Raw genomic sequence first — 21,148 nt, 5'->3', positions numbered from 1 at the left:
TCGGCGAGGTTTTTGTACATTGGTATGAAAAAGGTATGAAAAAAACCGCCATGTCGCGACGAATCGCGAATGGCGGCTTGCGGCAGAGGAGCGGTCAGCCCTCGGCGCCGATGAATACGTAACGCGCGATGACGAGCACGAACAGCACCCACATCAGCCAGTGAATCTGATACTTCTTTTTGCCGGCCATGTTAGCTACGACAGCCAGTACGACATAGGAGATGATGCCGAAGGAGATGCCGTTGGCGATGTTGTACGTGAACGGCATCATCGCGATCGTCAGGAACGCCGGAATGCCGAGCACCAGGTCCTCGAAGTCGATCTCCTTGATCGACTGCATCATGAGCACGCCGACGATGATGAGCGCGGCACTCGTCGCCGGGGACGGCACGAGCAGCGCGATCGGTGCGAGGAACAGCGACAGCAGGAACAGCGCGCCGGTCGTGGAGGACGTGAGACCGGTGCGTCCGCCTTCGGCGATGCCTGCGGAGCTCTCGACGAACGCGGTCATCGTGCTCGTACCGAGCATTGCGCCGCCGCTGACGGCAGCCGCGTCGACGAGCATCGCCTTGCCGACGAGCTTGCGGCCCTTTTCCTTATCCTTGAAGAAGCCTGCGCGGTTCGCCGTGCCGACGAGCGTGCCGAACGTGTCGAACAGCTCGACGAACGTGAACGTCGCGATCGCGGTCAGGAGCCCCGTCGTCATCAGGTCCGCGAAGTCGAAGTCCCAGAAGTTCAGCTTGGAGAAGTTCGGTACCCAATCCGCGCCCTTGAGCGAATCGAAGGTGACGACGTCCACGCCGGGAATGGCGCCGACCAGCGTCGTGATCAAGATGCCGATCAGGATCGCGCCGCGCACGCGCAGCACCATCAGCACGCTGATGACGAGCAGACCGAGCACGGTCAGCCATACGGAAGGCTCCGTGATGTCGCCGAGGTGGAAGATCGTCTCGTTGCTGTTCAGGTTGCTGTAGGACCCGGCCGCATAGTCGGCGAACGGGCTGAGCGAGATCGTCAGCAGGCCGCTGCCCTTGAGGCCGATGATCGTGATGAACAGGCCGATGCCGACCGTGATCGCGACCTTGATGCTGTCGGGAATCGCGACGATCAGCATCTGCCGGACCTTGGTCACGGTCAGGATGATGAAGATGATGCCCGAGATAAATACGGCGGCCAACGCCATCGACGGCGAGATCGGATGATCCGTCGCCTTGGACGCGACGACCGTCGTCGCAAAGTACGCGTTGAGACCCATGCCTGGCGCTAGCGCGACCGGGAAGTTGACGAACAAGCCCATCGCCAGCGTGAAGATGCCTGCGCCGAGCGCCGTCGCCAGGAAGATGCCGTACATGTCGAGCCCGGACCCTCCGAGCACCAGCGGGTTGACCGCCAGGATGTACGCCATCGTCATGAACGTCGTGATGCCCGCCATGACCTCCGTGCGAATGTTAGTACCGAACTCCTTCAGCTTGAAGAAACGTTCCATCGTCTCCAAAGCTCCCCTTTCGCCCCATTTAAAGTTGGCGCCACAACCAAATAACCCAGAAGATAACTCTCCTAGGTTCCGCATAAGCGCGCAGCATCATGTATCCAAGCAGAACAAGCCCTGCTCCCGGTGTGCGCGCTTTTCGTAGCTAGGTCCTTTGCGGTGACCTTGTAGAGACATCCGGGCCGATCCCCGGAAATATACGAAAAATGTATGCTGTTGTCGTGGGACTTCCAATGCATATTCTAGGGGCTCGTCTATAGAGGTGTCAATAAAAATGTTAAATATGAGCGCTCCAAACCGGCAATTCTCGCCAAACCCTCGTCTAAATCCGATTATTCGGCCACTTAAAATACAATGTAAGCGAAACCAACATGAACATTACCTATGTACAAGCTGTCTCCCCTCTCCCCCTTGCGTGCAGGCGAAAAGACGCAGTCCACTCCCTTTGTGGAGAGACTGCGCCTTTTGGAGGACAGATGAACCGATGGCGTCCGGCTCGAATGGGCATACCGGCGGAACATCCCGCGTAGCCGCAGGGCTAGGCGGGATATTGTGCAACCAGAGTCTGGTTGACCGAACCGACTGCATTTAGATCACACGAAGGATGATGACCAGGAGAATGAAAAGCACGAGCACGAATGCCGCGCCTTGACCGCCGCCCCCACAAGCTACACCGCCGACCGGGTATCCCATATTGTTCACCACCCGTACAGGAGTCGATTGTTTTATTTCCTTGTTAGAATATGAATGACTCCTCTGATTGACCGTCCGTTCGCCCAGTTCCCGCTTAATTCAACATATGCCTATCCGATGCGCATCAAGCATCGCGCTCGCTTTTGGAAGCACGGATCGTTCCTTGACTTGGTCATAAAAAACACTCCCTTCTATTTGCTGAACAACGCAAATAAAAGAGAGTGATTATGCACGCTTTTGACATTCAATTGCAGCAGACCGATTGGCTCAAAAACCTATTCCCACTCAATCGTCGCCGGCGGCTTCGACGTGATGTCGTAGACAACACGGTTGACGTCGCGCACTTCGTTGACGATGCGCACGCTGATCTTCTCCAGCACATCCCACGGGATGCGCGCCCAGTCGGCGGTCATGCCGTCGATAGACGTGACGGCACGGATGCCGACCGTGTACGAGTACGTACGGCCGTCGCCCATGACGCCGACGCTCTTCATGCCAGGCAGTGCGGTGAAGTACTGCCAGATCTCGCGGTCGAGACCCGCCTTGGCGATCTCGTCGCGCAGGATGGCGTCGGATTCGCGCACGATCTCGAGCTTGTCCTCCGTGACCTCTCCCAGCACGCGGATCGCGAGACCCGGTCCCGGGAACGGCTGACGCCAGACGATGGCGTCCGGCAGGCCGAGCTCGGTGCCGACCTTGCGCACCTCGTCCTTGAACAGCGCCTTCAGCGGCTCGACGAGCTTGAACTTCATATCCTCCGGCAGGCCGCCGACGTTGTGATGGGACTTGATCGTCTGCGCCGTCGCCGTGCCGCTCTCCACGATATCGGTATACAGCGTACCCTGCGCGAGGAAGGCGAAGTCGTCGAACTTCGCGGACTCCTCCTCGAACACGCGGATGAAGTCGCCGCCGATGATCTTGCGTTTTTTCTCGGGATCGTCCACGCCCTTCAGATTGCCCAGGAAGCGCTCGCTGGCGTCAATCTTGATGACATTCATCTCGAACTTGCCGACAAACGTGTCCATGACGCTCTCGGCTTCGCCCTTGCGCAGCAGGCCGTGATCGATGAACATGCAAGTCAGCTGATCGCCGATCGCGCGGTGGATAAGCGCGGCGACGACGGAAGAATCGACGCCGCCGGACAGCGCGCACAGCACCTTCTGGTCGCCCACCTCGCGCTTGATCTCGTCGATCATATCTTCAATGAAGGACTCCATCGTCCAATCGCCCTTGCAATTGCAAATCTCGAACAAGAAGTTGCGGATCATCTCGTTGCCGTAGACGGAATGGCGCACCTCGGGATGGAACTGCACCGCATACAGACGCCGCTCCGGATGGCTCATCGCCGCGACGGGCGCATGAGACGTGCTGGCGTCGACGCGAAAGCCTGCAGGCAGCTCGGTGACGTGGTCGCCGTGGCTCATCCAGACGGTCTGACGCGTGTCGAGATTGCGGATCAGATGGGAGTCTGCGACGAAGTCGACATCGGACTTGCCGTATTCGCGCTTGGAGGCCGGCTCGACCTTGCCGCCCTGCTGATGGGTGATGAGCTGCATGCCGTAGCAGATGCCGAGAATCGGTACGCCGAGCTCATAGACGGCAGGATCGACCGAAGGCGCGCCTTCGGCGTACACGCTGGCGGGACCGCCGGAGAAGACGATGCCCTTCGGGTTCAACGCGCGAAGCTTGTCCGCAGGCGTATTGTGGGGGAGCAGTTCGCTGTACACGCCGAGATCGCGGATCCGCCTGGCGATGAGCTGGTTATACTGGCCGCCGAAGTCGAGAACCGCGATCATTTCATGCTCTTGATTAGTCACTGGATGAACAGAGCCTCCTAATGGGTTGGGCCGGCCGGTACGACGGCTGAAGCCGCCGCAGCGCGCCTGGCCTGACACGTGCAAATCGATTGTTGTAATTATAGCTTCGCCGCTTCGACAGCGTCAAGGCGATTCGGGCGCCCGAGCGGCGTAAGCGATGGCGGTTCTGCGCGGATAGGACGATGGTGTATCGTTATATGCGCAGCGCGGGCGCGATTTGGGCCGGATAAGACGATGGCACATCGTTATATGCGCAGCGCGGCGCGGTTCGGCCCGGATAAGACGATGGCACATCGTTATGTGCGCAGCGCGGTGCGATTCGAGCCGGATAAGACGATGGCGTATCGCTATTTGCTCGTCGCGGCGCGGTTCGGCCCGGATAAGACGATGGCGTATCGCTATTTGCTCGTCGCGGTGCGGTTCGGCCCGGATAAGACGATGGCACATCGTTATTTGCGCAGCGCGGTGCGATTCGAGCCGGATAAGACGATGGCACATCGTTATGTGCGCAGCGCGGTGCGATTCGAGCCGGATAAGACGATGGCGTATCGCTATTTGCTCATCGCGGCGCGATTTGAGCCGGATAAGACGATGGCACATCGTTATATGCGCAGCGCGGTGCGATTTGAGCCGGATAAAACGATGGCGTATCGCTATTTGCTCATCGCGGCGCGATTTGAGCCGGATAAGACGATGGCGTATCGCTATTTGCTCGTCGAGGCGCGGTTCGGGCCGGATAAGACGATGGCACATCGTTATATGCGCAGCGCGGTGCGATTTGAGCCGGATAAGACGCTGGCGTATCGCTATTTGCTCAGCGCGGCGCGATTTGAGCCGGATAAGACGATGGCGTATCGTTATTTGCGCAGCGCGGCGCGGTTCGGGCCGGATAAGACGATGGCACATCGTTATATGCGCAGCGCGGCGCGATTTGAGCTGGATAAGACGCTGGCGTATCGCTATTTGCTCGTCGCGGCGCGGTTCGGGCCGGATAAGACGATGGCGTATCGCTATATGCTCGTCGCGGTGCGGTTCTGCGCGGATAGGACGATGGCGTATCGTTATCTGCTCGTCGCGGCGCGGTTCGGGCCGGATAAGACGATGGCACATCCTTATTCCCACGCTGCGATATAGTGGCCGCTCTTGAGCAGCTCCTCACTTGCACGAGATCAGGCGTCTTCGCCGCGCACCGCAGCCAGCACCGCCTGGGCGTGGCCCTTCACTCGCACATTGCGCCACTCCCGACGCAGTATCCCGGCTTCATCGATGAGAAATGTCGAGCGTACGATGCCCATGTACTCCCTGCCGTACAGCTTTTTCAGCTGCCATACGCCGTACAGCTCGGCCGCCCGGTGCTCGGGATCCGACAGCAGCAAGAACGGCAGGCCGAACTTGTCCGCAAATTTGACATGCGCCTTCAGATCGTCGGGACTCACGCCCAGCACGACGGCGTCGGACTCCCCGAATGCCGGATGCGCGTCGCGGAAGTCGCAGGTCTCCTGCGTGCAGGACGGCGTATTGTCCTTCGGATAAAAATAAAGCACGACCTTGCGGCCTCTGTATTGGCTCAGCCGAACGACGCCCGCCGCGCTCTCCAGCTCGAATTCTGGCGCGGGGGAGCCTACTTGAAGCGATGATTCCACATGCTTCTCTCCTTTTATCTACAACTCTCCCCATAGCGTAGCAGAAGTCGTTAACGGAGTAAAAGCATGTCGGAGAACATGCGGCAATTGGCGTTATTTCCCGGGAAAAGAACAACCGGATTCGCTACCCCTCGCGGGTTTGACGAATCCGGTCATGTAGGGGCAAACCGCGCGGCTGCGGGAAATAACGCGTCTTAACGCGCAATCTTCAGGCAGCATTCCCCCGGGCTCTCGGGCAATTCGACGGTGTAAAAACCGTCGGCGCCGCACTTCACTTCGACATCTGCGCCATGTACGCGCGCGGATCGCGGCGGCCTGTCGGAGACGAAGCCGAACGGTCCGCCGCCTTCCCGGATGCGGACCCGCGTATAGCCGTCGGGATCGGTCCGGCACGATATGACCGCATGCGAGCCCGCAAACTTGTCGAGCCGGCCGAGCGGGGCGAAGCCGTCCGCAAGCGGGGCGACGGTCCAAAACGCGCTGTCCCCGGGCGCGAGACGCAGCCGGTGCGGGGCGCCGCGCCGCACGATCTCGGCCCGGCCGGAGCCGTGCCTATGCAGGGCGAAGCGCTCGCCCTGCAATCCGGGCACATCCTCCGGCCCGATCGCCGCTTCCATGTCGCCGGACTCCGCATCGATGCGGAAGATGGCGACGACGCCCGCGCCGCCTGCCGTATTCCACAGCTTCAGCGGCAGCGCTTCGCTTGTCGGATCGCGCAGCAGGCAATCCGGCGCCGGGTTGGCCGTGCGATCGCAGCGGAGCAGCGTACCGTCACTGTAGGCGAGCGGCCGCAGCAGCGCAGGATCGGTCTCTCCGGGCGGATCGCTCACGTAGACCGGCCCGCCGCTGATCGCCCGGAGCAGCGCTCCGGCGCGGGCATCCGGGTGCCGGGTCCAGAACATATCCCAGTCACCCCAGTAGAACGCGCCGTGCCAATAAGAGTTGTAGGCGTTCTGCAGCGCATGCTCCTCGAAACCGCGCAGGTCCTGCGGCACGAAGTCGTCGCTGCTGCGGGAGACCGCGGATTTGGGACGATGCCATACATTCTCGGCGGCCATGCCCATGCAATTGATGACGGCTCCGTCGAAGTGGAGCGCGACCGAAGCTTCCAGAGATGCATGTCCGGCCGCCGCCGCATCGCCGACCGCATGCGCGCCTTCCCAGAAGTTCGACACGGCGCTCTGACTGTCGACCTTGACGAAGTCGATGCCCTGCCTCGACAGCCAGCCATGCCAGCCGTGCCACAAGCCGAACGCCTCGCCGGGCTCGGGCGAAGGCAGCAGCTGGCCGCGCGCATTGGCGCGCAGCGACCGGGCGTAGACGCGCGCCTCCTCGCTACGCGGATCGATGCCGCCCCAATAGCCCGCAATCGTATGCCACACGCCTACATGGCGGACGCCATAGCGATTTTTAAGCAGGTCGACCGTATGTCCAAGTCCCTCCGGGAACTTGGCGGGGTCCGCTTCGAACCCGTTCAGCATGCTGTCCCGCACATTCGACCAGCCATCGTCGATCATGAACCAGCACGCCGGCACGCCGAGACGCTGCAGCTCCTCCGCCTTTTGCAGGACACCCTCCTCATTGACCCGATGGTAAAAGGCATCCCAGCTGCACCAGCCCAGCTTGTCGAGGAGCGGCGGATAGGTCTTGCTGCTGCGCAGCATGCCCGCATATCCCAGCGCTGCGGCTGCAGCGGCCGCATGCCGCTCGATCATCGCGTACGGATCGTCGCCATCGCCCAGGACGAATGCGAGCGCCGAGATCCGCGTCATGCCCGCCTGTCCCGGCGTCAGGCGCAGCGCGATGCCTTCCTCCGCACCGGACACGTCCGCTCTGACCGCCTCGCCGCTGACCGGCAGCATCTGCCAATAGCGCCCGCCTTCGCCGCAGAGCAGCGATTGGGTACGCTCGGGAACCGCCGCCCATGCTTGTCCGAAGGCCGGCCGGGTCCACCAGTCCTTGTGCTGGTATACGGCCATCCAGCGTCCGGGCGCCGCGCCTGCGCGCAATGTCAGTTCGACGCTGCCGACGGCAGCGAACGACCGCTGCCGCCCGAACACATTGTCGTTTGCAAGCTGCGCCTCGACATGTCCGGTCACACACTCCCCCGACCGCCGCAACAACAGCGTCACGCGTACGAGCCCCGCTTTGTCCGCAAAGGCGTACTTTAACTCGGTTAACGAATTTCCGTCGTTATCCGTCGAAGCTGCCGCAACCGGGGACAGCGACAATTCGGCCGACGTGCCGCCGGGCTCGATGATTTTGACCGCACAGCGCACTTGCTGCGCTTGACCGTCGCTTCCGCTGTCTTCCCTGGAAGCCAGTATCCATTCGAACATCATCCCTGTCTCCTTTGCCCTTCGGCTCATGTCTCCAGTGCGTGCAGCGCGACCGACAGGCTCGCCGCATCGCCGACATGCTCCCGCAGCCCCGAAGGCAATATCCGGCAGGCCGCGAGCGAACGCGGCAGCGCCTCGCGCCTCAGCGTCTCCAGCACGACAGGCACGAGCTGCCGCTCCTGGCGCGTATAGATGCTGCCGATGACGATCGCTTCGGGATTCAGCATATCGACTATCACCGCAAGCCCGCGGCCCAGTTCGATGCCGGTGACGCGCACGATCAGTGCGGCCAGCTCGTCGCCTTGCTCGGCTGCTTCGAAGATCAGGCGGGCCGTCAGCGATTGCTCGGCGTCGGCTCCGGTCGGCAGCAGCGTCGTCTTGCCTGCCTGCAGCCATTCTCCGATCATGCCGATGCCCAGCCTTGTCATGCCGCCGCCGCTGCAAAAGCCTTCAAAGGAACCGGCCTTGCCGTAGCCGAGCGGACCTTCGTCCCGCATGCGGATATGGCCGACCTCGCCTGCCATGTCGTTCGCCCCCGCGTACAGTCTGCCGTTCAGGATCAATCCCGCGCCCATGCCGGTGCCGAAGGTGAGGAACGCCATATGCCGCGTCCCTCTCCCGGCGCCCCAGCGCCATTCGGCCAGCGCGCAGGCGTTGGCGTCGTTCTGCAGCGCCGCCGGCACGCCGAACGCCTCGCGCAGCGGCGTCAGCACGTCGATGCCGTCCCAGCCCGGCAGGTTGGGCGGCGACAGCACGAGGCCGGCCTCGCTGTCGAGCGGGCCGCCGCAGCTGACGCCGACCGCAGCCAGGGCAGGTCGGCGGCCGCAGGCTTCTGATGACGATGCCGCCACGCTCGTTCCAGCCTCACCTCCGCCAGCGCCATGCTCTTCCAGCAGCGCCGCCAACGCCGCAATCAACGCAGCCAGCGTCTCTTCCGGCGTTCCTGGCGTCGGAAAGCTTCTTTTTCCTACAATGTCGATGCCGTCCTCCGATGCCTCGCCGATGACCGCCGCACACTTCGTGCCGCCGATGTCCATGCCGCCGAGCAGCCGTCTCATGGGAAAAACGCCTCCTCCAGCATCATGCACAGCGCGTGGTAGATCGGCAGATGCCGCTCCTGAATATCCGGCGTCCTGTCGCTAGGGACACGGATCGCGACTTCGCACAGCTCCGCGAGCCGGCCGCCGCCGCGTCCCGTGAACGCGATCGTCGTGAGCCCCAGCGACCGCGCGACCTGGACCGCCCGCACGACATTGGCCGAGTTGCCGGACGTGCTGAACACGACCAGCGTGTCTTCCGGCCGGCCGTAGCCGTACACCTGCTGCGCGAACACCATGTCCGCCGCCACATCGTTAATGTAGGCCGTCGCCAGCGCCGACTGGCTGACGAGCGAGATCGCTGGCAGCGCGCCCTGCAGCCTGTCGGCCATATACGCACCCTCATCGCCCCAAGCCGCGAACCTCTCCCGCTCGATTGAACCTAGGCGGCGCGGCAACATGAAACCCTTCATCAGCTCGCCCACGACATGCTCGCAATCCGCGGCGCTGCCGCCGTTGCCGGCGAGCAGCATCTTGCCGCCGCGCGCAAACGAACTGCGCGCAGCCTCGAACGCCGCCTCGATATCCGCGCGGCAGACGGCCAGCTCCGGGTACTTTGCGATCAGGTCCTCCAGCGTCCGGCTCATGCGCGGCACCTCCTTTTAATCCTTTATGTCGTTAAGGGCGATAGCGCCATTTGAAACGCGTGCAATCGCGGTCATTTATCGCTATCGCACCGACCGGCCTCGCTCTCGGGCGCAATAGCGGAACTTTCTTCCGTTATCGCGCCTGCCAGCACCACACATGAGCACTTTAGCGGAACTTTTTTCCGCTATCGCACTGACCAACCTCGCTCTCGGGCGCAATAGCGGAACTTTCTTCCGTTATCGCGCCTGCCAGCACCACTCATGAGCACTTTAGCGGAATTTTCTTCCGCTATCGCACCGACCTGCCTCGCTCCCGGGCACTTTAGCGGAACTTTCTTCCGCTATCGCACCGACTTGCCTCGCTCCCGGGCACTTTAGCGGAACTTTCTTCCGCTATCGCACCGACCTGCCTCGCTCCCGGGCACTTTAGCGGAACTTTTTTCCGTTATCGCACCGACCTGCCTCGCTCTCGGATGCTTTAGCGGAATTTTCTTCCGCTATCGCGCCGACTTGCCTCGCTCCCGGGCACTTTAGCGGAACTTTTTTCCGCTATCGCACCGACCTGCCTCGCTCCCGGGCACTTTAGCGGAACTTTTTTCCGCTATCGCGCCTGCCAGCATCACTCATGAGCACTTTAGCGGAACTTTTTTCCGTTATCGCACCGGCCTGCCTCGCTCTCGGGTGCAATAGCGAAACTTTCTTCCGCTATCACGCCCGGCAGATCCCCGGCTCACGCCTTGCCGGCTTAAACGCCCCGCTCCAGCAGGTCCGTCTCGACGACCGGCCGCTCCGCGTCCCGCGGCACGCGGAACGTCTTGATCTCGCTCGGCCCGAACTCGGCGCGGATCGTGCGGCCGAAGCGCGGCAGCGCGATCTCCGCCTGCGTGCGGCGCCCCTCGGTCTCATAGGCGCGGACGATCAGGTCGCCGCTGCCGTCCTCCGCGATCTTCACCGCGCTCACGATGACCTGGTCCACGTCAGACGCGACATACGAATCCGTCAGCGGCAGATCGCCCTCGTGGTACGTCTCGATGACCGCCGTCGGCCGGCAGTTCAGCTCGGCCGCACGCTGTGCCGTGCCCGCCTGCTCCCAGCCGCCTTCGTGCGGCAGCAGCGCATAGTTGAACCGCTGGATGCCCTGGTCGATAAACGAATACTCGCCATCCGGTTCCGGCACGAGCGGGTCGTGATGCGCGTAGATCGGGCTGCGCAGCACGGTGAGTGCCAGCTCCTTGCCCGCGATGCTGTAGCTGTACTTCGCGTCGTTCAGCAGGCTCATGCCGTAAATCTTGTTGGTCCCGCGCGTCAGCCCCGTGTAGTCGACCCAGCTCTGGCCCGGCTCCTCTTCGCCGTTGTGCTCGCGCTGGATCGTGCCGTACGGCGTCTCGTACGTATGCTTGCTGAAGATGACGTTGATCGGAAAAACAAGCTTAAGCATCTTAAACTTCTCTCGCCAATCCACCGTCACGCTGACATCGATCAGCTCGCGGTCCGCATACATCGCGAAGTCCTGCACCAGCCTCGAATCGCCGTACCGGCTCACGACGCGGATAACCGACTTGACCGGTCCGTGCTCGATGCGCGACACTTTAACCGCCTTAAATTCCCCGGCAATCTTGTTGAAATGAAGCACGTCGTGGCTCCACGTATCCGACTTGTCGTCAATGACGACCGCGCGGGCGGCGGGGCCAGCGAACACATCGTGCTCCGCCTTTTTGTCGCGCAGACTTTTGATCGCCCCGCTGTCGCGGTCGAATTCGAGCCGGAAGCGGCCGTTCTCCAGCACCAGGTCGCTGGCGGCGATCGGTGCGCCGACGGTCTTGAGCGACTCGGACGCCGCGACCAGCTTGTAGGTGCGATAGCCGAGCGGCGGCAGCTCCGCCATGAAGCTCAGGCGATAGCGTCCGCCCGAGGTCGCTTGCGACTGTACCGTCTGAAACGGCACCGGCGTATCGCTCTCGTCCTTGAGCACGCTTTTCGGACCGATGCCCCCGACCTCAAGCTCCACATTAACGTTGGTTGCCCAGGCATGCGGATTAAACACGACGATCGGCTTCATGCCCTCGTCCTGCCCGATGCCGACGCGCCAGGAGATCGACTGCACCGCATCGTTCAGCGCGCGGTCCGCGATCGCCATCGCCTCGCCGAACAAGTAACGCGCATCCTCGTAGGCCGCCTCCAGGCTCGTGCCCGCCAGAATATCGTGGAACTGGTTGAACAGCACGTTTTTCCAAGCGCGTCCGAATGCTTCGAGCGGGTACGGCTGCCCCGTAATCCAGGAGGCGAGCGCCGAATACTTCTCCGCCGCGGCGAGACGATTCTCGGCCTGGCGGTTCCACTGCTTGATGCCCGAATGCGCGCTGTAGCAGCCGCTCGCGTGATGCTGAAGATCGTCGTGAACGACCGGAAACGACAGCCCGGACGCCTCCATATCCGCAAAGTACTGGTCGGGCGTCGCAAATACGAGCTTGGGCAGCTCCGGATCGTCGTTCAGCGCGCGGATGCTCTCGATGTTCTCCTTGGTCGGACCGCCGCCGTGATTGCCGACGCCGTAGAAGAACAGCAGATCGTTCAGCGGCTCCTTGAACTCGCCGAGCGCGCGGCGCACATGACCGCTCAGCTCCTTGCCCCACGACAGATACTCGAACATAATGCGGAACGTCAGCACCTTCGAGCCATCGTCCGACTGCCACCAGAACAGCCGGCTCGGCAGCCCTTTTTCGTTGGGCATCGGCCGCATCATGACATAATAGTCCATACCGCTCTTCTTCAAAATTTGCGGGAGCATGCCGTTGTGGCCGAAGCTGTCGACGTTGTAGCCGACCTTCGCCGTCACGCCGAACTTCTCCATAAAATAACGCTGTCCGTATAGCCCCTGCCGCACGAACGACTCGCCGCTCGGAATGTTGCAATCCGGCTGAATCCACCATCCGCCGACGATATTCCAGCGCCCCTCCGTGACCCGCTGCCGGATCTCCTCGAACATGTCGGGCGCGTTGTTCTCCACCCATTCGTACATGGCGGCCGAGCTGGACGTGAAGACGAAGTCGTCGTACTCCTTCATGCGGTCGAGCGCCGAGCGGAATGTCGCCTTGACCTCCTGGAATCCTTCCTGCCACTGCCACAGCCATACCGGGTCGAGGTGGGCGTTGCCGATCATATAGAGCTTCCTGTGCTTCATTTAAACGATATCCCCTTCCGTCAGGCAATTGCCGCCCATACGGGCCAGCGCTTCATCGTAGTCTGTGAAAATGCCGGCGCATACCGCCGCGTACACGGCCGCGCCGAAAGCGGCTTCCTCCCGTTCCTCGGCCAGCTCGAGCGGCGCGCCGAGACGCTCCTCCAGCAGCCGGCGCAACGCCGGGTTGCGGCGGATGCCGTTGCCGGCGCCGACGCGGCGGCGTACACCGGCGCGCAGGTCGGGCGGCAGCTGTCCGGCGAACGCGGCCAGCTCCTCCGCGACGCCCGCGAGCAGGCCCGCGGTCAGCGCCTGCGGCGTCAGTGTCTGCGGCGTCAGCCCCGCGATCGCGCCAGTGCGGCCCGGATCGGCGCGCGTGCCGAAAAACGCGGGATCGACCTTCGGGAGCGGACGCCCCTCGTCGAGCGCGGCCAGCGCCCAGCGGTTCATCGCTGCGTACAGCCTGTCCGCGGGCAAGGCCGGGCGGGCGGCGCCGGGCGGTGCATCTGCGCGAGCCGGCGCCGCGTCTTCGCGCTCGAGGGGCCACTCGTCGGCGAACAGGTCGCCGAGCGCCTCCGCGATCTCGCGATAGAAGGCGGCGAGCAGCGCATATGTCTTGCCGCCGCCGAGCGATGCGCCGGACAGCAGCCAGCCGCCGCCGGGGAACGGACGCAGCTCCAGCCCCGCCGCCGCTGCCGGCTCCGGCGAATAGAGCGACAGCTGCGCGCCCGTTCCTACATTAAAGAGCAGGCTGCCCGCGAGCGCCGGAACGGCGCCCAGGTAGCTCGCCTGGTTGTCGCCGATGGCGGCGGCAACCGGAATGCCCTCCGGCGTCGCACCGACGAGGGTGCCGGCGGCTCCCGCGAGCGCGGGCAGCAGCGCCGCCTCGATGCCGGCACGCGCCGCGGCGGCCAGATCGAACGACCGGCTGCGCAGGTCGAACAACCCCATGCCCGCCGCCTGCGTGGCGTCCGTCAGCGGCGCCGTCCGGCTCGTGAGCCGCATCGCCGCGTAGTCGCCGATCGTGCACAGCTTGGCGGCCGCGGGCGGCACGGCGCCCGTCCGCCGCAGCACGTCATGCGTGAGCAGCCCGTAGCCTGATGGAACGGGATACCCCGTCAACGCCTCGAGCTGCTGCCGATAGGTCCAGGTTCGGGCTTCGGCCCCGTCACCGGCCGCCTCGTCCGCTCGATCTGCCACATCCGCTGGGTGTGTCTCATCCGCACGCCCTGTCTCATCCGCACGCCCTATCTCATCCGCACGCCCTGTCTCATCCGCACGCCCTGTCTCGTCCGCACGCCCTGTCCTGCCCGCTTCGCCGTCACTCCGGCTCTCACTCGTCCTCGCCCCGCGCTCCGTCCCGCTCTCCCCTACTTCGCGGCCGTTCACATCCGGCAGCGGCCGGTCTCCCCGCCCGTCCTGCCATGTGTAGAGCGGGCTGACGGCTCTGCCGTCCGCGTCGACATAGAGGATGCCATGCATCTGCGCGGAGATTCCGATCGCAGCCGTCTCGGGAAGCAAGTCCCGCCACTCCCCGAGCATCGCGAGCAGCTCGTCGACGATCCGCTCCGGGTCCTGGAGCCGCTCGTCCGGCGCTTCGGCGGGCAGCGCCGCCCGGTTCGGCCTTGCGAGCGAGCGTATGATGCTGCCATCCCGCGCATCCGCCGCCACCGCGCACAGCGATGTCGTGCCGATATCGAGCCCGATGACGCAATGACGCTCCAGCTTGCTCGGTCTTTGTGCCGCACTTTCCGTTTTCGCCAGCATCGACATCCCCTTCCTCAGAAGCTCCGCCGTCACTCGCCGCGCGCGAAGGGCCGCTGCCCCCCGATAACTGCTAAAAAGCAGCTAATTTGCCGCGCGACCGGCATATCCCGATAAATAAATGCTAAAACGCAGTTAATTCGTGCCATTCTCGCTTTTTTCCGCGTTTTCGGAACAAATAGCTGCCTTTTAGCAGCTGTCGCTCCTCCTCAGCAACTATCCAGCTGTGGAACGGCCACCGCGGAAAATCAGCCGCGGAAGGCGAGCCTCTAAATGTCAGCTGCGAAAAGCCTGCCGCGCAAAGCCGCACCTGCTCCTGCCCTGCTCCTGCTCCTGCTCCTGCTCCTGCTCCTGCTCCTGCTCCTGCTCCTGCTCCTGCTCCTGCTCCTGCTCCCGCTCCTGCTCCTGCTCCTGCTCCTGCTCCCGCTCCTGCTCCTGCTCCTGCACCTGCACCTGCTCCTGCACCCGGCAGCATTTCCACGTCCCTAAACCATTCCTTCCAGCTCATACAGCTCGATCATATTGCCGCGGAAGATGCGCCGGGCAAGCTCGATCGCCTCCGTCTCGCCCAGCTCGCCCGACTCGACTTTTTCGCTCAACGTCTCGGATACGATCCGTTTTGCCAGTTTCAGATGCGCGTAGGTGCCTTCGATATGGTTGTAGTCCCCGCCGAAGCCCTGGATCTTGCTCGCCGGCACCATCTCGATCGCCTGATGCAGCGTCTGCTTGGCCGCCGTCGGCGTGATGATGTAGATCCAGGTGAAGTCCGCGTAGGCGTTTGGAAAGTTCTTGACCATGCTGAGATACACCTGATGGAAAGGAAATCCCGCATGCAGCAGCACGAAGCGCGCGTCCGGATAGTCCAGCAGCAGCGGCACCAGATGCTCCGGATTCGAGCGTCCGATAATGTTGCCGTCGCCCGAGACGCTCGTCTCGTGATGGCCGGTATGGATCTGCACGGGCAGTCCGATCGCGGTCGACCGCTCAATGAGATGGCGGATGATATAGTCCTGCAGCGGCCGCAGCTCGCGCTCGGTCATCGTCTCGCCGCCCAGCAATCTGTCGTATGCCCGCTCCGCATCGGCCGTCGTCGGGTCGCTGCAGGCCAGCGTCCGCCAGTAGGCGTGTCCGAGCTTGGTGGCGACCATGCCTTGTTGCTTGTATCGTTGCAGCAGGCCGTCCGTCGCGTCCAGGTAGGCGCGGAACGAACGCGCATCCGCGTCCTTGTCCATCGCCCGCCAGATCCCGAGGAGGTCCTCCGTCGTATTCAATCGGAAAGTAAAATCGAGAAACATAATCGGCCGGAACCGGTCGTAGCCGAGATCCGTCGTCTGGATGAGCGTGAACGCCAGATCGATGCCCGAGCGCTCGCCGAGCACTTCGTCGTACCAGCCGGGATTCGCGCTGGCCGCGAGTACGCTCGCATTGGCTTGCAGGATGCCGCTCGCATTCCACTCGCGCAGGCCGTGGAGCTCTTCCATCGCCTGCTTGAACATGCGGGCGTATGTGGTGTTGGACGTACGATGCCAGTACTTCATAAAAATGTCCGCCCGCTCCTCGTCGGACAGGCCGAGACGCCGGTCGAGCGCGCCGCGCTTCATGCCCGCGGTGATCAGGTCGGATTCAAGATAATGCAGCAGGGAAAACAGATCGTGGTTCTCCCTGCGGCGAATCTCGGGTGTCGCGAGATGCTCGTGCGCGTCGATAATTCGGAGCTGCCGGATGTAATCGTGTATGGTTTGCATCTCTTCTGTCTCTCCTTCCGCTAGCCCGTGCGGGATATGGACCGGCCGTGCAGCCGGAGCCGGCGAAGATCGGGGACTGGCCCGCTCCTCGCCCGCACCGGCGCCGCGCCGCAGTTCAAGCCTGACGGCACTCGCCCGGTCCTCCCCTTGTCACGCCGTTAACCCGCGCCTATTCGACCTTGAGTTCCGGGAAGGCGTTTTTGACTTCCTTCTTGAAGCTCGCGACGACTTTGTCGTAATCCGTCTTGTTCGCGATGCCCTGGCCCGCCGACTTGCGCCACAGGCTCAAGATCTCTTCGCCGTATTTGTCGGCGGACAGTGCCGGCAGCTTCATGACGGTGTCGTAGTATGGCTTCAGAATGTTCTGGTCGCCGAAGAAGCTCGATTGGAACTTATCCATGTTGTCCTGATACACCGTCGCGAGGCCCGGCATGTTGCCCGTCTTGCCGAGGTTGTACGTCTGCCATTCGGAGCTCGCGATATACTTGATGAATTCGTAGGCCAGCTCCTTGTTCGGCGACTTGTCGTAGATGCCGCGGTACGTGCCGCCGGTGTAAAAGCCGAGCGGCGTGCTGGCGACGCCGAACTTGCCGACGGCCTTGTCATCCTTGTTGTCGACCATAAAGCCCGCCCACGCGGGCATCGACGTCAGCACGACGGAGCCGCTGTTCAGCCCTGTGCCCCAGCCGGCTGACATGAACTCCAGCTTCGCGTCCACGTTGTTCTCGCGGATTTTTTGCTGCGTTGCGTACGTATCCTTCCACTTCGGATCGATGTTCAGCGCGCCGTCCTTGACCCACGGCTCCGTGTTGTACGCCATGATGTCGAACAGGTCGCCCGCGTTCTCGATCAGGTGCACCTTGCCCTTGCTGTCGTCATACACCTTTTTGCCGGTCTCGATGAGCTTATCCCAGGTGCTGACCATCTCGCCGATCTGAGCGGGATCATCCGTGCCGAGATATTGCTTGGCCGTCTCCTTCAGATACCAGAAGCCGCCCGGAGAGGAGTGGTCGGAGATCGCCTTCAGCTTGCCGTCGGAGGAACGGCCGAGGCCTTGCACGTACGGCACGTAGTCCTTGACGAGATCTTCGCCGCCCATGGCCGACAGGTCCGCGAGGAACTTGGAGTCGATGAACTTGCCGATATAGCCGCGCTCGAGGTCGAAGATATCCGGCAGGTCCTTGCCGCTCTGCAGCGCCGTCAGCAGCTTGGTCTGATACTGGTCGCCGGGGAACATCTTCACCTCGACCTGTACGCCGGGGTTCTTCTCCTGGAACTTGGCCGCCATGTCCTTGACCTGGTCGAAGAACGTCCAGATGACGAGCTTGCCCGACAGCGCGCTCGGCGCCGCGGATGCGGACGGCGAGGCCGAATCGGACGGGGACGGCGAAGCCGGCTCCGAAGCCGACGGCGACGCGGATGCGGAAGACGAGGGGGAAACGCCGTTGTCCTTGTTGCCGCCGCAAGCGGACAGCAGCGTCAGGATGAGGATGAGCACCAGCGATACGGGAAGCCATGATTTTCTTTTCAAAGCAATCGCCCCTTTAGATCGTTTAATGAGGAAACTTGACCTTGCGCTTTTCGGGTTCCTTGCGGTTGTCTGCGCTTTCACAACTCCTTCAGTCCATCGGGACCCGCATCACCTCTTTCACAGCGTGTCATGGTCTTGCAATTGATCCGTCACCCGATCAGCCCTTGACCGCGCCTGCCGCCACGCCGCTGATGATCTGCTTCGACATGAAGGCGAAGAACACGAGCAGCGGTATGACCGAGATGGCGATGCCGACGTACTGGGCGCCGAAGTCGGAGGAGAATGCGGACTTGACGCTGGCGATCATGACGGGAAGCGTCTGCTTGTCGTTATCGAACAGAATGATCATCGGCGTCAGGAAGTCGTTCCATTTTCCGATAAAGGAGAAAATAGCGAGTGTCGCGATGGCCGGCCCCATGAGCGGGAGCACGATGCGGTGGAAGATGCGAAACTCTCCGCACCCGTCGATCCGCCCGGATTCGATGATCTCGTCGGGGATCGAGGCGTCCGCGAACTGGCGCATGAGGAAGATGCCGAACGCGTTGTACAGCGATTGGAGCAGCAGCGGCCAGTACGTGTCGGTCAGCTGCAGCATGCTCATAACCTTGTAGAAGCCGATAATGCCGAGCTGTCCGGGAATCATCATCGTGCCGAGCACGAACAGGAACAGGAAGCCCCGGTAGCGGAAGCGGTACTTGGAAAAGCCGAAGCCCGCCAGCGCCGCGAAGTAGACGTTGAGCAGCGTCCCCGTAACCGCGATGAACACGGTGTTCGCGAAGCCGCGCCAGATGTTGACGGAGCCGACGAGCCGGTTGTAGTTGTTCGCCAGCTCCGTGCCGGGCCAGAGCAGCAGCTTGCTCGCGATGTCGGAGTTCGCGTGGGTCGACGTGATGAGCATGCTGTAGAAGGGAACGAGACAAACGAATGTGACGGCTGCCAGCAAGAGATACAGCAGGGCTTTGGTGTGGGTATATCCGGATCTCATAAGCGGGTGCCTCCTATTCCTTTGTTCTCGTGGCCAGCGTGGTCACCGCGGTGAAGAACATGACGACGACGAAGATGCCGTAGGCGACGGCCGAGCCGTAGCTGTAGTCGAAGTTCTTGAATGCGGTCTCATACAGATACATGATCATCGTCCGCGTCGAGTTGCCCGGTCCGTCTCCCAGCATGAGCGGCGCGTCGAACAGCTGCAGGCCGCCGATGACCGAGGTGATGAAGGTGAACAGCATGACCGGACGCAGCAGCGGGAGAATGATCTGGCGGATGATGACGGGCTTGGTCGCTCCGTCCACCTCGGCGGCCTCGTATACTTCCTTGGAGATGCCTTGGAGACCGGCAATGAAGATGATCAGGTTGAAGCCGAAGTATTGCCAGCAGATGACGCCCGCCACGATAATCCGCGACCACCATGGATTGTTGAACCAGTTGACCGGATCGTGGACGAGGCCGATGTTCATGAGCACCTTGTTGATGCTGCCCGTCTGCCAGTCGAACATGAGGCTGAACAGAACGCCGAGCGTGACCGGCGTGACGATGTGGGGGAAGTAGAACACTGCCCGGAAAAAGTGCTTGCCCCGGATGAACCGCTCGTTAAGGATGAGCGCGAGCCCGAGCGCCAAAATAATCTGCGGCACAATCGACATGACCCAGATGATGAGCGTGCTGCCGATCGTCTGGAAGAAAAAGCTGTCGTGGAGCAGCCGGGTATAGTTGGCGGCGCCGACGTATACCGGATCGCTGAAGCCGTCCCACTTGGTCAGGCTGAGATAAAAGGTGTACAAAATCGGCGCCAGGCCAATCAGCAGAAAACCGATGAAAAAAGGCGCGATGAAAATATAACCGTAATAGGATTTGTTGATTTTTGTGTTCATGCGCATCAACCCTCGTTTCAGGTGGAAGTCGGTCTGTCGCAAGAATCCCGGATGACGAGCTTGGGCTTCAGCAGATGGTACGAACGGCTCTCGATTCCTTCATCTTCTCCTTCGATGCGGCGGAACAACCCTTCGGCCGCCCGTATGCCGATCTCCTGAAACGGCTGCCGCACGGTTGTGAGCGAGGGGAACACCCACTCCGAGATCGAGATATCGTCGAACCCGACGAGCGAGAGCCGCGACGGCACGCTCAGGCCTTGCTCCTGAATGGCCCGCAGGGCGCCGATCGCCGTCTCATCGTTCGAAGCGACGACCGCCGTGAAGCCCTTCGTCTTGAGCAGCCGGCGCATCGCTTCATAGCCGCCCTGGTTGCTCCAGTCCGATTCGACGATCCATTCTGGCCGGGCGCTCAGACCGAGCACTTCCATCGTTTGCAAGAACCCCTTCTGCCGGTACTTGCTCGCTCCGGCATGCGGCGGGCCGGCGATATAGGCGATCTCCCGGTGCCCGAGACCGTGCAGGTACTGCACAATCTCCTCCACCCCCGCCGCGTTGTCCACGTCGACCGACATCAACCCCTCCATCTCGCCGTGGTCGCCCACCAGCGCCACCGGATATTCCGTTTCCCGGAATACTGTCAGATCCTCCGGTGTCCGCTTCTGGAAGCTGACGAGAATCAGCCCGTCGACCTGGCCCTCGTACAGGAGAGAGAGGAACTCCCGCTCGCTCCCGTAGTTCGACGTCCAGCTGTAGAAGATACAGTTGAAGCCCCTGCGCCCCGCGACGATCTCGATCCCGCGGATGATGCCCGAGTAGAACACGTTCGAGATATTGTCGACGACGACGCCGATCGTATTGGTCTTATCCATGACCAGGCGGCGCGCATTGGCGTTGCGGTGAAAGTTAAGCTCCTCGATCGCCCGGTCCAGCGCCTCCTGCGTGGCGCGCTTGACCTTCTGCCCGTTCAGGTAACGCGATACCGTGCTTTTGGATGTGTTGGCGAGTCTGGCAACGTCATGAATGGTAGGTCCCATGTTCGGCCTGCTTTCTATGAATGGTTTAGCTCCCGGCGGGTCGCAAGCGATGCAGATGCATGGCAGTGCTGGCGGTGCAGTGCAGGCGGTGCAGGGCAGGGCGGTGCGTGCAGGTGCTTAGCCGCGAATGCTTGGCGATGAGGTGCCCGGTCTTACACGCGAGACACAGCCGTTACGGCATCATCGCAATCCGGCGACTCCAAATTTCGGGAACGTTCCCATTTTATCATGGGGCAGTCGGACAGCGGTAACTTTTTCAGGACAAATACGTACTGCGCCGAAGCTTGCCGCCATTCACTTAACTCCATCAATTAATTCCATCATTTACTCCATCATTTAAATCCATCACTTACTCCAACC

At 62.1% G+C, this 21,148-nt stretch carries 16 protein-coding genes and 1 riboswitch; of the genes, 1 reads left to right on the top strand and 15 read right to left on the bottom strand.

What is annotated here, in order from left to right:
• Positions 1-94 precede the first annotated feature (94 nt).
• The 3 genes from VQ071_RS02850 to guaA form a co-directional block, all read right to left on the bottom strand.
• Positions 95-1,486, bottom strand: coding sequence for an NCS2 family permease (locus tag VQ071_RS02850; RefSeq protein WP_340512329.1), 1,392 nt, complete (start codon positions 1,484-1,486; stop codon positions 95-97).
• A gap of 125 nt (positions 1,487-1,611) precedes the next feature.
• Positions 1,612-1,712: riboswitch (purine riboswitch) on the bottom strand.
• 365 nt (positions 1,713-2,077) lie between these two features.
• A complete protein-coding gene (gene yjcZ / locus VQ071_RS02845) occupies positions 2,078-2,182 on the bottom strand; it encodes a sporulation protein YjcZ (RefSeq protein ID WP_340512328.1) in 105 nt (34 codons plus the stop codon).
• Positions 2,183-2,457: 275 nt separating this feature from the next.
• Positions 2,458-3,978 (bottom strand): glutamine-hydrolyzing GMP synthase, encoded by a 1,521-nt coding sequence (gene guaA / locus VQ071_RS02840; protein ID WP_340512382.1) that lies wholly within the window; start codon positions 3,976-3,978, stop codon positions 2,458-2,460.
• 255 nt (positions 3,979-4,233) lie between these two features.
• Here guaA and VQ071_RS02835 point away from each other — a divergent pair, with 255 nt between their 5' ends.
• Entirely contained in the window at positions 4,234-5,133 is a 900-nt protein-coding gene (locus tag VQ071_RS02835; RefSeq protein WP_340512327.1) for a hypothetical protein, read from the top strand.
• A 35-nt stretch (positions 5,134-5,168) separates the two neighbouring features.
• On the opposite strand, the gene VQ071_RS02830 is transcribed toward VQ071_RS02835, so the two are convergent.
• From VQ071_RS02830 to VQ071_RS02775, 12 genes are all read right to left on the bottom strand, one after another.
• Positions 5,169-5,642, bottom strand: coding sequence for a peroxiredoxin (locus VQ071_RS02830; RefSeq protein ID WP_340512326.1), 474 nt, complete (start codon positions 5,640-5,642; stop codon positions 5,169-5,171).
• 194 nt (positions 5,643-5,836) lie between these two features.
• The gene (locus tag VQ071_RS02825; RefSeq protein ID WP_340512325.1) at positions 5,837-7,981 is read right to left on the bottom strand and encodes a Sip1-related alpha-galactosidase; all 2,145 of its coding nucleotides are present in this window, start codon (positions 7,979-7,981) and stop codon (positions 5,837-5,839) included.
• 26 nt (positions 7,982-8,007) lie between these two features.
• The gene (locus VQ071_RS02820; protein WP_340512324.1) at positions 8,008-9,039 is read right to left on the bottom strand and encodes an ROK family protein; all 1,032 of its coding nucleotides are present in this window, start codon (positions 9,037-9,039) and stop codon (positions 8,008-8,010) included.
• Positions 9,036-9,665 carry a D-sedoheptulose-7-phosphate isomerase gene (locus VQ071_RS02815; protein WP_340512323.1) on the bottom strand — a complete coding sequence of 210 codons (630 nt, stop codon included), beginning with the start codon at positions 9,663-9,665 and terminating at the stop codon, positions 9,036-9,038. Before VQ071_RS02815 ends, VQ071_RS02820 begins: the two co-directional genes overlap by 4 nt.
• Before the next feature lie 745 nt (positions 9,666-10,410).
• Entirely contained in the window at positions 10,411-12,846 is a 2,436-nt protein-coding gene (locus VQ071_RS02810) for an alpha-mannosidase (protein ID WP_340512322.1), read from the bottom strand.
• Entirely contained in the window at positions 12,847-14,610 is a 1,764-nt protein-coding gene (locus tag VQ071_RS02805; RefSeq protein ID WP_340512321.1) for a sedoheptulokinase, read from the bottom strand.
• A 273-nt stretch (positions 14,611-14,883) separates the two neighbouring features.
• Positions 14,884-15,072, bottom strand: a complete 189-nt coding sequence (locus VQ071_RS02800; protein WP_340512320.1) for a hypothetical protein — start codon at positions 15,070-15,072, stop codon at positions 14,884-14,886.
• Between the two features lie 20 nt (positions 15,073-15,092).
• Positions 15,093-16,352: an amidohydrolase family protein gene (locus VQ071_RS02795; RefSeq protein ID WP_340512319.1), complete on the bottom strand. Its 1,260-nt coding sequence runs from the start codon at positions 16,350-16,352 to the stop codon at positions 15,093-15,095.
• 169 nt (positions 16,353-16,521) lie between these two features.
• Complete coding sequence (locus tag VQ071_RS02790) at positions 16,522-17,883, bottom strand: ABC transporter substrate-binding protein (RefSeq protein ID WP_340512318.1); 1,362 nt, start codon at positions 17,881-17,883, stop codon at positions 16,522-16,524.
• Between the two features lie 157 nt (positions 17,884-18,040).
• On the bottom strand, positions 18,041-18,868 hold the full coding sequence (locus tag VQ071_RS02785; RefSeq protein WP_340512317.1) for a carbohydrate ABC transporter permease: 828 nt from the start codon (positions 18,866-18,868) through the stop codon (positions 18,041-18,043).
• Positions 18,869-18,881: 13 nt separating this feature from the next.
• The gene (locus VQ071_RS02780; RefSeq protein WP_340512316.1) at positions 18,882-19,754 is read right to left on the bottom strand and encodes a carbohydrate ABC transporter permease; all 873 of its coding nucleotides are present in this window, start codon (positions 19,752-19,754) and stop codon (positions 18,882-18,884) included.
• Between the two features lie 17 nt (positions 19,755-19,771).
• The gene (locus VQ071_RS02775) at positions 19,772-20,788 is read right to left on the bottom strand and encodes a LacI family DNA-binding transcriptional regulator (protein ID WP_340512315.1); all 1,017 of its coding nucleotides are present in this window, start codon (positions 20,786-20,788) and stop codon (positions 19,772-19,774) included.
• Between the last annotated feature and the right edge of the window lie 360 nt (positions 20,789-21,148).

Source organism: Cohnella sp. 56 (genome assembly GCF_037963805.1).
In the GTDB taxonomy this organism is placed as follows: Bacteria; Bacillota; Bacilli; order Paenibacillales; family Paenibacillaceae; genus Cohnella.
The sequence above is the reverse complement of the archived record's forward strand: the minus strand, read 5'-3'. Positions and strand labels throughout refer to the sequence as shown.